Origin of the sequence: uncultured Roseibium sp., from assembly GCF_947499295.1 — a bacterium.
Taxonomy (GTDB): Bacteria; Pseudomonadota; Alphaproteobacteria; order Rhizobiales; family Stappiaceae; genus Roseibium.
Genome location: NZ_CANMNP010000024.1, coordinates 20,779 through 34,501, shown reverse-complemented (window position 1 = coordinate 34,501; position 13,723 = coordinate 20,779). Strand labels below are relative to the sequence as shown.

The window sequence follows — 13,723 nt, the reverse complement described above, 5'->3', positions numbered from 1 at the left end:
ATGTGTCTGGCTATCCCGGCGAAGGTCACCCAACTGCTGGACGATGCCATGGCAATCGTCGCTCTGGAGGGGATCAGGAAAAAGATATCTATTGCCTTGGTCGAGGACTTGTCGGTCGGCGACTACGTGCTGGTTCATGTGGGATACGCGCTCCATAAGGTCAGCCCGGAGGAAGCTAACCGGACGCTCGCTCTCATGGCGGAGGTCGGTGTGCTCCAGGAAGAGCTTGATGACATCGAGGAGGCATCCCGATGAAATATGTCGATGAGTTTCGCGATCGGGATCTTGCAAAATCCATAGCCCTGGGCATTCGTCAGGAAGCTGACCCGGGCCGGACCTACAACCTTATGGAATTCTGCGGTGGGCACACACACGCAATCTTCCGATACGGTGTCAAGGACTTGATGCCGGAGAATGTTCGTTTTGTTCATGGGCCCGGTTGCCCGGTCTGTGTTCTATCGGTTCGGCGCTTGGATGACGCCGTGGAAATTGCCGAGCGTCATAACGTTATTCTGTGCACCTATGGCGACATGATGCGTGTTCCCGGAACGAAGCAACGCAGCCTTATCAAGGCTAAAGCGGCTGGCGCAGATATTCGCATGGTCTATTCGACAATGGATGCGCTCAAGATTGCCCGCGACAATACCGGTCGGCAAGTTGTCTTCTTCGCAATCGGTTTTGAAACCACGACGCCTCCGACAGCAGTCGCCATTATTCAGGCGCAGAAAGAGGGATTGTCCAATTTTTCAGTTTTTTGCAATCACGTTCTGACGCCGTCTGCGATTGGGCACATTCTGGCATCGCCAGAAGTGCGGGACCTTGGAACCGTCCGGATCGACGGTTTTTTGGGGCCCTCCCACGTCAGCTCGGTAATCGGTTCTGAGCCTTATGAGTTTTTCGCCGAGGAATTCGGTAAGCCTGTGGTGATTGCAGGGTTCGAACCTTTGGACGTGATGCAGTCCACTTTGATGCTCATGCGGCAGATCAACGAAGGTCGTCATGAGGTTGAGAATGAATATACGCGTGTCGTTTCCCGCGAAGGAAACCTGAAAGCGCAAAATCTTGTTTCACAGGTATTCGAGTTGCGTCAGAGTTTCGAGTGGCGCGGCCTCGGCAAAGTGCCCTATAGCGCATTGAAAATAAGAAAAGACTTTGCGGAGTTCGATGCAGAAAAGCGTTTCGAGGTTACGGAAAAAGTCTCGCGTGAAGTAAAATCCTGCGAATGCCCGGCCATCCTGCGCGGCGTCAAAAAACCAACGGATTGTAAGCTTTTCGGAACCGTTTGCACGCCCGACAATCCGATGGGATCCTGCATGGTCTCCTCTGAAGGGGCTTGCGCCGCTTACTGGACATACGGCCGGTATCGCGACAAGGCGCGTTCGTCCCGGCAGGAGGCCGCGGCATGACTGTCGCACCGTCGGATCCCGGGCGACGGAATGGTACGGTAGACATGGTGCATGGTGGCGGTGGCCGGGCCATGGCAGAGCTCATCAAGGATCTGTTTCAAAGGCACCTTAGCAATCCGATCCTGGATCAGGGCCATGATGCGGCCTTGTTGGAAGCTGAGCCGGGAAAGCTGGTGGTTTCAACGGATGGGCATGTTATCTCGCCGCTCTTCTTTCCAGGTGGAGATATCGGGTCCCTATCTGTCCACGGAACATTGAATGATGTGGCGATGGCAGGCGCAAGGCCTCTTTGTCTTACAGCGGGATTCATCCTTGAAGAAGGGTTTCCCCTTGCCGACCTGGAGCGGATTGTCATGTCCATGGCTTCGGCAGCCAGCCAGACCGGTGTCCCGGTTGTGACAGGCGACACCAAAGTCGTTGAAAAAGGCAAGGGCGACGGTGTTTTCATAACGACAACCGGATTGGGTGTTGTGCCGCACGGGGTCGAGATATCGGTGGCGCGCGCGAAACCCGGTCAGGCGATTCTTCTGTCAGGCTCGATTGGAGACCACGGCGTTGCCATCCTGTCGAAGCGGGAGAACCTGGAATTTGAAACCGAAATTCTGTCCGACTGTGCCGCGCTGCATACGCTTGTTGCCGATATGGTTGCTGCGGCCCCGGATATTGCGGTGTTGCGGGACCCGACCCGTGGGGGCCTCGCGGCCACTTTGAACGAACTGGCCCGGGCGGCGGGCGTTGGCATGCATCTCGACGAAACCGCAATACCGGTAAAAGATGACGTCTCGGCAGCGTGTGAGCTCCTGGGTCTGGATCCGCTTCACGTGGCAAACGAAGGCAAACTTGTCTGCTTATGTGAGCAAGCTGATGCCGGCAAATTATTGTCCGTCATGCAGGCACATCCGCTTGGGCGCGACGCCGCAATCATCGGCAGGGTCACGGAAGATGAAGCACGACTTGTCGAAATGGAGACGGAAATCGGGGGTTTGCGGGTCGTGGACTGGCTTTCGGGTGAACAGCTTCCAAGGATCTGCTGATTATGCGGATCCTTCTTCTCTGCCACGGCTTCAATTCGCTGACCCAGAAACTCTTTTGCGATCTCAATTCGACTGGGCATGACGTCTCGGTCGAATTCGATATCAACGATGCGGTGACAGAAGAAGCGGTGGCCATGTTCAAGCCGGATGTCCTGATTGCTCCGTTTTTGAAACGGGCAATACCTGCATCGGTCCATGAAAACCTGAAGTGTTTCGTCGTTCATCCGGGACCACCGGGAGACCGCGGACCGAATGCGCTTGACTGGGCAATCCTTGACGATGCCGAAACCTGGGGTGTGACGGTTCTTCAGGCCGTGGCCGAACTGGATGCTGGTCCTGTCTGGGCCAGCCGCTCTTTCGCACTGAGGCCCGCCTCAAAATCTAGTCTCTACCGCAATGAGGTCTCGGAGGCGGCGGTGGCGGCGGTTATTGAAGCTCTTGAAAAGCTCGAACGTGGTCAGTCTCCTGAACAAATCACGGAAAAACTCTCCGGCTGGCGGCCTTCTGTGAGTCAGGTGGACAGGCAGGTCGATTGGCAGAACGATGAAACTGAAACAGTCCTGCGGAAGATCCGCTCGGCTGATGGCATGCCCGGGGTGCTGGACGAAGTCTTAGGTAAAAAAGTCTATTTTTATGATGCCAGACCCTGCCATGAGGCCCTGGACGATGCGATTGAACCGGGAACTGTGCTGATGCGCTCCGGTCCGGCGATTGCGATCAAAACTGTCGACGGAGCCGTCTGGATAGGCCATGTCCGCAAAGCTTCAAAAGATGGGGTCAAACTTCCGGCAACCAGGGCCTTTGCAACGCAATCGGCTGCATTGACCGAAGTGTCTGGCGGCTATCGCGACATCTCTTTGAAGATCATACGAGATGTCGCATACCTTCACTTCGATTTCTATAATGGTGCCATGGGAACAGATGACTGCCGGCGGCTTCTGAGTGTGTTTCGGACAGCCGTTGCCAGCGACGCAAATATACTGGTTCTGATGGGTGGAAGGGATCACTGGTCAAACGGTCTCAATCTCAATCTGATCGAAGCTGCTGAAAGCCCGGCAGAGGAAAGCTGGGACAACATCCGGGCGATGGACGATCTTTCCGAAGCAATCATCAGGACAACAGACAAGTGGATCATTTCGGCGGTCGGCGGCAATGCGGGGGCGGGAGGTGTGTTTCTGGCCCGGGCGGCAGATGAGGTCTGGATAAGGTCAGGTGTGGTGCTCAACCCGCACTACAAGGATATGGGCAACCTCTATGGTTCGGAATACTGGACCTATCTGCTCCCGAAATTTACCAGTGCGGAGAACGCCAGGCAGATAACGCAGGCGCGCCTGCCAATGGGGGCACACGAAGCACTCTCCCTGGGTCTTGCTGACAGACTATTTGAAGAGGATCACAGTGCCTTCCCGGGCGCGGTAGCTGCTGCTGCAGATAGGCTGGCCAGCGAGAACCTGACTGATCGTTTGTGCACAAAACGAAAGGTGCGCGCGCGCGATGAACTGTCGAAACCGCTTGCATCCTATCGCGCTCGCGAACTTGAGCAGATGCACAAGAACTTTTTCGGGTTCGATCCCAGCTATCATGTCGCCAGATACAATTTCGTCCGGAAAGTACCGAAATCGCGGACCCCGCTAACCCTCGCTGTTCATCGCGCCGGCAAGAACAAGCGTCGATCGCAACCGTCGATTTTCAGAACGACATCCGAATTGTAGGCCCGAAAGTGAGATCAAATCGTTGGCAGGACAGATGCCAGATCGGAGCAAACAGAAAACGAAGGCAGTTTGCACATGTCTCCAACGGTGTTCTGCCAATGAATAGTCACGCGTCAAATCCAGGAATACGAGCGACACGAGTTCGCGTTACTGGACTTGTCCAGGGTGTCGGTTTCCGTCCGTTCGTTTGGCGTCTGGCTGAAGAAGAAGGTCTCAGCGGAAAGGTCTGGAATGATGCGGCGGGCGTCTTGGCAACCGTCATTGGGCCAGAAGACGCTGTTCTTAGATTTCTCTCCAGGTTGCGCGCGGAAGCTCCACCGTTAGCCCGGATTGACGATATCAGATCTGAACCCGACACGGCCCCGCTCGACAAAGCTCTTGCCGGATTTCAGATCACCACAAGCATGGCAGGAGAGGTGGCGACCGGCATCGTACCGGATGCAGCCACCTGCCCGGCCTGTCTGCGCGAAACGCTCGATCCTGCGGGCCGACGTTTTCGGTATCCGTTCACGAATTGCACCCATTGTGGCCCGCGGTTATCCATTGTCACCGCGATTCCCTATGACCGTGCCAGCACGTCGATGGCACCTTTTGTCATGTGCGCCCATTGTCAGGCTGAATATGAGGCACCTGCCGACCGGAGGTTTCATGCTCAGCCCATTGCGTGTCCGCAGTGTGGTCCCAGGGTATGGGTTGAACAGGCAGGCAACGAAGTTGGCGCGACTGAGCCGATAAAGTTGATCGCGCAGCGCATTGCAAAAGGTGAGATTGTTGCCGTGAAAGGCATTGGTGGATTTCACCTGGCCGTCGACGCGAGCAACGACAAGGCTGTTGATACGCTGCGCGCAAGAAAGAAAAGACCCCGAAAGCCGTTGGCCATCATGGCAAGGGACCTTGATCAGGTTCGGGCCTATTGTGATGTCAGTAAAGAAGAGGCGGACCTGCTAACCTCAGCTGCCGCTCCTATCGTCCTCCTTGAACCCAAGCAAGAAACCGGCCTTGCTTCAGGACTTGCGCCGGGAACAGATCGCCTCGGTGTGATGCTGCCTTATACGCCTTTGCATCATCTCATGATGTCGGAACTCAGCAGGCCGATTGTGCTGACCTCAGGCAATTTGTCTGAAGAGCCTCAGGCAATCGAAAACACACAAGCGCGTAAGTCTCTCAATCAGATTGCCGACGCGTATCTGATGCATGACCGGGCGATCATGAACCGGCTTGATGACAGTGTCGTACGGATGTCCCGGTCCGGAAATGCTGTCTTGCGCCGCGCCAGGGGGCTCGCACCCACGCCAATCCGTCTGGCAGAAGTGCTCAGGCAATCATCGGTACCTGTTCTGGCAATGGGTGGAGAGCTGAAGTCGACATTCTGTTTTCTCCAGAATGGGCAGGCAATTGTCTCCCAGCACATGGGCGACCTGGAAAACCGCCGGACGCTCGAAGACTTTCAGAAGACGCTGACACTTTTTCGTCGAATGTACGATTTTGACCCTCAATTGATCGCGATTGACAGTCATAGCGACTATTTGTCCACCCAGCTCGGCCGCAGGATAGCGGCAGAGGCGGGTGCTGAGCTGACTGAGGTTCAACATCATCATGCACATTTTGCCGCTTGCCTGGCTGAAGCCGGTGTTTCTCCCAACGATGACGCGTCACTTGCCATCGTTCTGGACGGGTCTGGCCTGGGCACTGACAAGACAATTTGGGGAGGAGAGCTGTTGGTCGGAGGCTACAGGCACTTTGAACGCGTTGGCCACTTCCAGCCGGTCTCTTTGCCCGGAGCATCCGCGGCCATACGTGAACCCTGGCGTAATCTGTATGCACATTTGCAAGTCGCATTCGGTTCGGAAGAGGCTCTCAAAGTCTGTGACGGCATCTTAAACGACCGGTTCACGGACACGAACCTTTCCATATTGGACCGGATGATCAACAAGGGCTTGAACGCCCCACTGTCGTCTTCTGCGGGCCGGATGTTCGATGCAGTCGCTGCTGCATTGGGTGTTTGCGTGGAGAGGCAAAGCTTTGAGGGCGAAACAGGTCTCGCGTTGGAAGCGATGGCCCGGCCATTCGCCTCCAACGAGGAGGGTTACCCAATCGATATCAACGGCGCTGAAACGAAGGTATTCACCTGGAAGTCTCTTTGGGCGGCTCTTCTTGAGGATCTGCAAGCAGGTGTCGACAGGGGCAGGATATCGGCAAGATTTCACATTGCCCTGATCGATGCTCTCGCCAGGTGCAGCATACAAATAGCCCAAGAGCGGGGTATAAAACGCATCGTCCTTTCCGGAGGTGTCATGCAGAACGAGTTGTTGCTGGATGGACTGGAAGAAAGACTGCGGAGCAAAGGCATGGAGGTGATCTTACCGAGGGAACTCCCGGCCAATGATGGTGGCATCTGTCTGGGGCAGGCTGTCATTGCAGCGATCAAAGCTGAGGTGTGAAAAGACGTTAGCGATCTTGGAGCGCCTTCACTGAAAAGTGCTTCCTCCGACTTAGTCCGCAGAACGGTGTTGTCGGCGTGAAAAAATCTGATTTGCCATTTCTTGTGTGGGCCGGATTGCAGAGGAGGGGTCCAGTATTTCAGACCAGTTGATTTCAACCGGGCTGCGACTGGACAAGGCCTCATTAAAAGGGAGCGTGTCGGTGCTTGCCGCAGCAACAATCTCCTTGGCTGCAACGCGTGACACACCTGCTTTGGCCAACGCGAAACTGGCAGCTTCCGCCATGATGGCCGGATTGGCGTCGATTGTTCCAGAAAGCCCGTCGGGCCGGGGCGTCAGACTCTCGGCGAGAGCTTGTGCATGCTGAAGTGACCTGCCGGTGCACAGGAACAGCTGTGGAAGACAATGCCATTCCAGGGGCCATTTGGCACCGTCGCGTTCCTCGGCTGGATTGGCCGCAATGAGAAGGCCGTGTTCTGCTGTGATGCTCATCTGATGGATCACTTGAATGGTTTCGGCCTGCACGGGGTTGGATTTTTGCGGCATGGTCGAAGATCCGCCTCCTGCACCGCTCGTGACTTCTCCAATGTCGCTGCGTCCAAGAAGCGTCAGGTCCTGGGCCATTTTTGACAGGGCGGCCGTCAGTTGCACGAGCCAGCTGGAAATCTTGAGCAATGGCGTCCGGTTGACATGCCAGGAGGGAGAGTCCGCAAGCCCAAGTTCCTGCGATAGAGCTTTTGAAACCGCTGGTCCTTCAGGATAAATGGCGTTGTTGGTGCCCGACGCGCCGCCGAATTGAACCTTCAGCGCATTATGTCGAAGCTCCGGCAATGCGGCTTCAGCGTCAATCAGCGGATGAGCCCACTGCGCGATCCGGTAACCGAGCGTGATCGGCGTTGAAACCTGGCTTCGGGTTCTGCCCGCCATTAGAACATCGGCATATCTCGTGCTTTGCCTTTGAAGCGTATCAATCAGTTTCGTCAGCCGGGCCGAAAGAATGCCGAAGACGACTTTGGCCTGCAGCATCATGGCAGTGTCCATGACGTCCTGGCTGGTGGCACCCCAATGGAGCCAGTCGCCTGCATCTTTGCCGACCAACTCGCGTAGCTCCGTCAAAAGGGCGGGTACGGGAATACCAGCAGCTTGCGTCCCTGCCGCGAGCCGGGCTGGATCGACTTGTGCGTGCGCGAGTTTCTCCTCGATTTCACCGGCTGCAATAGCAGGAATGACCCCAAGTCTTCCCTGAACAATTGCCAGGGTCCGCTCAAACACGATCATATGGGCGACGTCGCTGTCGTCACACAAGAGCCGACAGAGTTCCTCGTCGGCAAACAGATCAGCGTAAACAGGGCTTGAAAACAGGGAAACAGGCATGGCTCTCAAGTTCTTAGGTCGTGCCCTGCATAGAGAGCCAAGAGACGTGGGTGGTCAAGCGGCACGTTGCGGGAGGTCCAGCATTGTGCGTGCTTGTTGCCAACTCGCGACGGGCCGCTCATACTTTTCGCAAAGATCGACCACCCGCTTCACAAGAGCTGCGTTCGATGGCGCAAGGGAATCCTTGTCCAGCCGGACATTGTCTTCAAGTCCTGTGCGTGTATGGCCGCCCGCGGCCACGCACCATTCGTTGACGTCCAACTGAAACCGGCCAATTCCGGCCGCGCACCAATCGGCATCGGGCACAAGCCTCTCGACCGTTTTGATGTAATAGTCGAAGACATCCCGGTCTACGGGCATGGCGTTTTTCACACCCATGACGAATTGGACATAGAGCCTGCCGGGAATTCGGCCGTCTCTGTTCATGGCTGCTGCCTGATGGATGTGACTGAGGTCGAATGCCTCGATCTCCGGTTTGACGCGATGGGTCCTCATTTCACTGGACAGCCAGTCGACGAGGTAGGGCGGGTTTTCGTAGACGCGCGTCGGAAAATTGTTGGAGCCGACGGAAAGCGAGGCCATGTCAGGCTGAAGCGGCAACATCCCGCCGCGCTCGTGTCCGGCCCCGGACCTCCCTCCAGTCGAAAACTGGATAATCATGCCGGGGCAATACTTCTCCAGACCTTCTTTGAGGCGGGCGAATTTTTCTGGATCCGACGATGGTGTCTGGTCCTCATTGCGAACATGAGCATGAACAATAGCAGCACCTGCTTCGAAGGCCTCGTGAGTGCTTTCCACCTGTTCTTCAACCGATATGGGGACGGCGGGATTGTTCTTCTTGCTTGGCACCGACCCGGTGATGGCGACACAGATGATGCAGGGTTTGCTCATGATTGTTCTCTTAACTCATGTGTGCGCTGGACACCGGTGCTGTCAGGCTTCCGCTCGCGAGCAGCATGTTGGCCCACGAAGGGGCCGGTTGTTGGATCCGGTCGCTAGACGTCGAAAAAGACGGTTTCGTCTTCACCTTGAAGCTTAATGTCAAAACGGTAGACTGTCTTGCCATCGCGTTCGCTCTTCTTGGCCAGCAACGTCGCGCGCCGCCGTTCCCACTCGATCAGGTTCAACACTGGGTCCTTGGCATTTGCCTCGGGTTCGTCTTCGAAATAAAGCCTGGTGTTGAGACCGATATTGATGCCACGGGCGACAATCCAGAAATTGAGATGCGGTGCCTGTCGTGTTGAATCCCGGCCGGTGGTTGGCCCCGGTTTGACGGTGTCAAAACCCCATTCGCCAGTTTCGAAATCCGTGATGACGCGGCCCCATCCGCTAAATCCGTCTTCCACATCTCCACCACCCTCCGGATGAGCATAGAAACCGTCGGCATTCGCCTGCCAGACTTCCAGCATGACATCCTTCACCGGACTGCCTGTGCCATCCATGACAATGCCTTCGACGCGTATTCGTTCGCCTTTCGCATCTGGGCCGGCAATGTCCCATCCAAGTTCCTGGCGATAGATATCAAAGCCGGCCGCGCCCGGTGCCAGCCCGATATGCACGTAAGGACCGGCGGTCTGCGAAGGCGTTTCTGCCAGATAATGCAATTTCTGTGGCATCGGTCAGTTCCCTTCCAGACGGTTCTCAAAAAGGGTCGAGCGACGCCCGCGCAAAACGACGTCGAACTTGTAGGCAATGGTGTCCAGCGGGATCGTCGCGTTCATGTCCAGCTTCGCTATCAGCTGCTCAATCGCTTCAGGATCCGGTATTGTTTTGACTATCGGGCATTCGGGTATCAAAGGGTCACCTTCAAAGTAACACTGCGTAATCAGACGCTGACAGAATGCAGTCCCGAAGATCGACATGTGAACATGGGCCGGCCGCCAGTTGTTGACCCAGTTGCGCCAGGGGTAAGCGCCCGGCTTGACGGTTCGGAAATAGTAGTAGCCATTCTCGTCGGTCAACGTCCGGCCGCATCCGCCAAAATTCGGATCGATCGGGGCTAGATATGTGTCCTTCTTGTGGCGGTATCGGCCGCCCGCATTTGCCTGCCAGATTTCAACCAGGGTGTTGGGTATCGGTCGGGCGTTCTCGTCCAGGATCCGGCCATGAAGGATGATCCTTTCACCGATCGCGCTTTCGCCCGATTGCGCATAGTTGTAGATCAGGTCCCGGTCCATCGGGTCGATGTCGTTGTGACCAAACACGGGTCCGGTCGTCTCCGAAACCGAATTCTGAAGACTTATCAGGGAGTATTGCGGAGACCGAGAGACAGAGGTCTTGTAGTCCCGCGTGAGAGCTGGCGGATGACGTTCGCGATTGCGTTGATAGAATTCGCCCGGCTTGAGCATATTTTCTCCCTTTCTGGAGTCGAACGGGCTACCCCTCTTCGGCTTCCATCTCCGCGTAAGTTTGTTTGGCCAGTTTCAGCGCCTGGTTGGCGCGGGGAACCCCGGCGTAAATGGCAACATGCTGAAAAGCTTCCAGGACGTCCTCTTTACTGGCGCCGGTATTTGCCGTTGCACGAATATGCATCGGAATTTCCTCAAAGTTGCCGAGTGCGGCCAGCAACGCCAGAGTGAGCATGGATCTTTCGCGTGCATTGATCCGCCCGGAGCCCCATACATTACCCCAGGCGGCCTCCGTTATAAGTCGCTGGAACGGCTCATCGAACTCTGTCTTGTTGTCTTCGGCACGGTCGACATGATCGTCGCCCAGAACTGCCCGCCGAACCCTCATGCCACTTTCATATCGATCTGACATGGAGGTCCTCCTTCAGGAAAGTCATCAGATGGCCTGCAAAGACGTCGGGCTGTTCCACGCACGGTAAATGCCCTGCATCGGAAATCTCCACATAACGGCTACCCGGTATCAGAGCTGTCGTCGTGCGAACCACCTCGGGAGGGCTGGCAAGATCGTCTGATCCGCCAATACCAAGCGTGGGCAGCCGCAGCTCGGACGTTGAACCAGTCAGGTCGGCATCGGCGATTGCGTTGCAGCAACCAACATAGCCGTCTGCAGGCGTTCGCGTCAGCATGTTACGCCAGCCTCTGCATTCGGTTGTTTCGCGAAATGGTTTGCAAAACCAGCGATCCATGACAGCGTCGGCGATGCTTTCAAGGCCTCCTGTGAGGATCCGCGAGATTCGGTCTTGCCACATTGCCGCGTCACCCATTTTCGCACCGGTATTTGACAGTACCAGTCCCCGGATCAGGCCCGGTTGGCGGTGGGCAAGCAACTGCCCGATCATCCCGCCAATGGAGAGGCCGACAAATGCACATTTGTCGATGCCGATCAGACGCAACAACTGTTCTGTGTCATTTGCCAGGGTTTCCATGGAGTAGGGACCTGGTGGGCAGGAAGACAAACCATGTCCTCGTTTGTCGAACCTCACCAGGCGAAGCCCGGTATGCGGCAGTCGGTCGATAATCTTGTCCCAGAGCCGCAGATCGGTACCCAGGGAGTTGGCGAAAACGACGGCAAAACCGTTGGGGTCACCATCTTCTTGCCAATGAATATCGACCTCCGAAAGGCGTTCTATCTTCATCAGTAGGGCAGTCCTACATAGTTTTGCGCGAACCACCTCTGAGCCGTCTCGTTGTAATGAAGCGATTCAATCTCCGCTCTTTGCATCTTGAGATCGAATTCGGACTGATCCGGAAACCGGTGCAGCATGTTGGTGGTGGCCCAACTGAACCTTTCTGCCTTCCAGATCCGGGCGAGTGCCTTTTCCGAAAATGTGTCGATGCCGTGCGTATCGCCATCCTGATAGTATTGGACTAGGCCCTCATTCAGGTAGTGGACGTCAGAGGCGGCGGTGTTGAGGCCCTTGGCACCTGTTGGCGGCACGATATGGGCGGCATCCCCGCACAGGAACAGACGACCCCAGCGCATGGGTTCGCAGACAAATGAGCGCAGCGGCGCAATTGATTTTTCGATGGAGGGCCCGGTTACCAGACTGTCGGCGATCTTTTCTGGAACGCGCCGCTTGAGTTCATCCCAAAACCTGTCATCGCTCCATTCCTGAAGATCATCATCGAGACCGCACTGAACATAGTAACGCGACAGGCTTTCGTTGCGCATCGAACAGAGCGCAAATCCACGTTCTGAATTGGCGTAGATAAGTTCCTCATGGACAGGTGGTGTCTGGGAAAGGACACCGAGCCAGCCAAAGGGATAGACCTTCTCGTACTCCTTGAGCACCGCATCGGGAATGGTCTTGCGACTGACCCCGTGAAACCCGTCGCAACCTGCGATGAAGTCACAATCGATCCGGCGCGCACTGCCGTCCACATTGAAAGTGACAAAGGGATTGTCCGTATCGGCGTCACGGATCTCGACATCTTCGACTTCAAAAATCGTCCGGCAACCGGCGGTGTCCCGGGCATCATAAAGATCCCGTGTGACCTCTGTCTGCCCATAAACGATGACGTTTTCGCCAATCAGTTTCTGGAAATTGATGTCGAACATCTCGCCGTCATAGGAAATGCAGGTGCCGTGATGGATGAAACACTCCTCGTCCATGCGCTTGCCGACACCTGCTTCACGCATCATGTCGACCAGGCCAGTCTCCAGGATACCTGCACGGATGCGGCCCAGAACGTAGTCACGTGTCTTGCGTTCAAGGATCACTGTCTCGATCCCCTTCAAATGAAGAAGCTGACCGAGCAGAAGACCGGAAGGGCCTCCACCGACAATGACAACTTGTGTTCGCATGTATTTAACCTCACCTGAATTCATATTGAATGAACGAATTTGAGAAGTAAAATGAGATATAAAGCCTCTTACTTTCCAAAATAGATAACTAAATGATAGATCGCCGCATCAAATTCCGTCACATCCAGTGCCTCGTTGAAATCGCCCAGGAGCGGAGCTTGAAGCTGGCTGCGGACAAGTTGGGTCTTACGCAACCAGCTGTGTCCAAGACACTGAAAGAGCTTGAGGAGATCGTCGGCGCGACACTGATGACCCGCAATCGGGCGGGAATAGCACTGACCAAACAGGGGGAAGTCTTTCTGCACTTCGCGCAAATTTCCCTGGCCAGTCTGCAACAGGGCCTGGACGGCGTGGAAAAGGAAGGTGATCAGGCGCGTGCGACATTGAATGTCGGCGTCCTGCCGAGCGTGGCCGCCAGCCTAATGCCGCCGGTTATCCGCGAATTTTCCGAGATGGCACCACATGTGATGATCCGGATCATGGATGGCCCGCATTCTCACCTGATCGAACATCTGAAGCTTGGCAAGCTTGACCTTGTCATTGGCCGTCTCGGCCGGCCGGCTTCAATGGAAGCTGTGTCCTTTACCCAGCTCTATTCAGAGCGTGTCGATCTTGTGGTGCGCGCAGGCCATCCCCTTCTGCAAAACCCGGACATCAAGCGTATCACCGATTGGCCGGTTATCTACCCGCCGGAAGGCGCGGCGATCAGGCCCCTGGTTGAACGTTTCATGATTGCGAACGGCGTCGGCGACCTTCCCAACAAGGTTGAAACGGTCTCGGGTGCATTCGGCAGAATCTATACACGCAAAACCGATGCCGTCTGGATCATCTCATCTGGTGTCGTCCAAAACGAAACCGCTGACGGTCATCTTGTTCGCCTGCCATTCGATACGGACATTACCAAGGGCCCGGTCGGCTTGATGACGCGGCCCGAGGCACCTCAGCGACCGGAAGAGCAGGTGTTCCGTCTCGCGGTGCAACGCGTGATCGAGGATCTTATGTTGAGCTCCTGACCCTGACGTGACATCAAACGAGATGCGGGG

At 55.9% G+C, this 13,723-nt stretch carries 13 protein-coding genes; 6 read left to right on the top strand and 7 right to left on the bottom strand.

Annotation, left to right across the window (positions count from 1 at the left end; genetic code table 11):
* From Q0835_RS26640 to hypF, 5 genes are all read left to right on the top strand, one after another.
* Positions 1-255, top strand: a complete 255-nt coding sequence (locus Q0835_RS26640) for a HypC/HybG/HupF family hydrogenase formation chaperone (protein ID WP_298822662.1) — start codon at positions 1-3, stop codon at positions 253-255.
* The gene (gene hypD / locus Q0835_RS26635; protein ID WP_298965999.1) at positions 252-1,406 is read left to right on the top strand and encodes a hydrogenase formation protein HypD; all 1,155 of its coding nucleotides are present in this window, start codon (positions 252-254) and stop codon (positions 1,404-1,406) included. The genes Q0835_RS26640 and hypD overlap by 4 nt, the downstream gene beginning before the upstream one ends.
* On the top strand, positions 1,403-2,440 hold the full coding sequence (gene hypE / locus Q0835_RS26630; protein ID WP_298965997.1) for a hydrogenase expression/formation protein HypE: 1,038 nt from the start codon (positions 1,403-1,405) through the stop codon (positions 2,438-2,440). The genes hypD and hypE overlap by 4 nt, the downstream gene beginning before the upstream one ends.
* 2 nt (positions 2,441-2,442) lie before the next feature.
* Positions 2,443-4,152 (top strand): enoyl-CoA hydratase-related protein, encoded by a 1,710-nt coding sequence (locus Q0835_RS26625; RefSeq protein WP_298965996.1) that lies wholly within the window; start codon positions 2,443-2,445, stop codon positions 4,150-4,152.
* A 98-nt stretch (positions 4,153-4,250) separates the two neighbouring features.
* Positions 4,251-6,593, top strand: a complete 2,343-nt coding sequence (gene hypF / locus Q0835_RS26620) for a carbamoyltransferase HypF (protein ID WP_298965995.1) — start codon at positions 4,251-4,253, stop codon at positions 6,591-6,593.
* Positions 6,594-6,644: 51 nt separating this feature from the next.
* Here the strand turns inward: hypF and Q0835_RS26615 are convergent, their stop codons facing one another.
* From Q0835_RS26615 to pobA, 7 genes are all read right to left on the bottom strand, one after another.
* Positions 6,645-7,967 (bottom strand): lyase family protein, encoded by a 1,323-nt coding sequence (locus Q0835_RS26615; RefSeq protein ID WP_298965994.1) that lies wholly within the window; start codon positions 7,965-7,967, stop codon positions 6,645-6,647.
* A gap of 54 nt (positions 7,968-8,021) precedes the next feature.
* Positions 8,022-8,858, bottom strand: coding sequence for a 3-keto-5-aminohexanoate cleavage protein (locus Q0835_RS26610; RefSeq protein ID WP_298965993.1), 837 nt, complete (start codon positions 8,856-8,858; stop codon positions 8,022-8,024).
* A 104-nt stretch (positions 8,859-8,962) separates the two neighbouring features.
* Positions 8,963-9,583 carry a protocatechuate 3,4-dioxygenase subunit alpha gene (gene pcaG / locus Q0835_RS26605; RefSeq protein ID WP_298965989.1) on the bottom strand — a complete coding sequence of 207 codons (621 nt, stop codon included), beginning with the start codon at positions 9,581-9,583 and terminating at the stop codon, positions 8,963-8,965.
* A 3-nt stretch (positions 9,584-9,586) separates the two neighbouring features.
* The gene (gene pcaH / locus Q0835_RS26600; protein WP_298965986.1) at positions 9,587-10,315 is read right to left on the bottom strand and encodes a protocatechuate 3,4-dioxygenase subunit beta; all 729 of its coding nucleotides are present in this window, start codon (positions 10,313-10,315) and stop codon (positions 9,587-9,589) included.
* Positions 10,316-10,343: 28 nt separating this feature from the next.
* Positions 10,344-10,727 carry a 4-carboxymuconolactone decarboxylase gene (gene pcaC / locus Q0835_RS26595; protein WP_298965983.1) on the bottom strand — a complete coding sequence of 128 codons (384 nt, stop codon included), beginning with the start codon at positions 10,725-10,727 and terminating at the stop codon, positions 10,344-10,346.
* Positions 10,711-11,511 (bottom strand): 3-oxoadipate enol-lactonase, encoded by an 801-nt coding sequence (gene pcaD / locus Q0835_RS26590; protein ID WP_298822673.1) that lies wholly within the window; start codon positions 11,509-11,511, stop codon positions 10,711-10,713. Before pcaD ends, pcaC begins: the two co-directional genes overlap by 17 nt.
* The gene (gene pobA, locus Q0835_RS26585) at positions 11,511-12,680 is read right to left on the bottom strand and encodes a 4-hydroxybenzoate 3-monooxygenase (RefSeq protein WP_298965980.1); all 1,170 of its coding nucleotides are present in this window, start codon (positions 12,678-12,680) and stop codon (positions 11,511-11,513) included. Before pobA ends, pcaD begins: the two co-directional genes overlap by 1 nt.
* A 92-nt stretch (positions 12,681-12,772) precedes the next feature.
* On the opposite strand from pobA, the gene pcaQ reads away from it, so the two are divergent.
* Positions 12,773-13,693, top strand: coding sequence for a pca operon transcription factor PcaQ (gene pcaQ, locus Q0835_RS26580; RefSeq protein ID WP_298965979.1), 921 nt, complete (start codon positions 12,773-12,775; stop codon positions 13,691-13,693).
* Positions 13,694-13,723: the final 30 nt, after the last annotated feature.

Bases quoted from the DNA above. Each gene is read 5' to 3' on its own strand.
- Q0835_RS26625 (WP_298965996.1), top strand. From the start codon at position 2,443: ATGCGGATCCTTCTTCTCTGCCACGGCTTCAATTCGCTGACCCAGAAA.
- pcaD (WP_298822673.1), bottom strand. From the start codon at position 11,511: ATGAAGATAGAACGCCTTTCGGAGGTCGATATTCATTGGCAAGAAGAT.
- pcaQ (WP_298965979.1), top strand. From the start codon at position 12,773: ATGATAGATCGCCGCATCAAATTCCGTCACATCCAGTGCCTCGTTGAA.
- pcaC (WP_298965983.1), bottom strand. From the start codon at position 10,727: ATGTCAGATCGATATGAAAGTGGCATGAGGGTTCGGCGGGCAGTTCTG.
- Q0835_RS26615 (WP_298965994.1), bottom strand. From the start codon at position 7,967: ATGCCTGTTTCCCTGTTTTCAAGCCCTGTTTACGCTGATCTGTTTGCC.
- hypE (WP_298965997.1), top strand. From the start codon at position 1,403: ATGACTGTCGCACCGTCGGATCCCGGGCGACGGAATGGTACGGTAGAC.
- Q0835_RS26610 (WP_298965993.1), bottom strand. From the start codon at position 8,858: ATGAGCAAACCCTGCATCATCTGTGTCGCCATCACCGGGTCGGTGCCA.
- hypD (WP_298965999.1), top strand. From the start codon at position 252: ATGAAATATGTCGATGAGTTTCGCGATCGGGATCTTGCAAAATCCATA.
- pcaG (WP_298965989.1), bottom strand. From the start codon at position 9,583: ATGCCACAGAAATTGCATTATCTGGCAGAAACGCCTTCGCAGACCGCC.
- pcaH (WP_298965986.1), bottom strand. From the start codon at position 10,315: ATGCTCAAGCCGGGCGAATTCTATCAACGCAATCGCGAACGTCATCCG.
- pobA (WP_298965980.1), bottom strand. From the start codon at position 12,680: ATGCGAACACAAGTTGTCATTGTCGGTGGAGGCCCTTCCGGTCTTCTG.
- hypF (WP_298965995.1), top strand. From the start codon at position 4,251: ATGAATAGTCACGCGTCAAATCCAGGAATACGAGCGACACGAGTTCGC.
- Q0835_RS26640 (WP_298822662.1), top strand. From the start codon at position 1: ATGTGTCTGGCTATCCCGGCGAAGGTCACCCAACTGCTGGACGATGCC.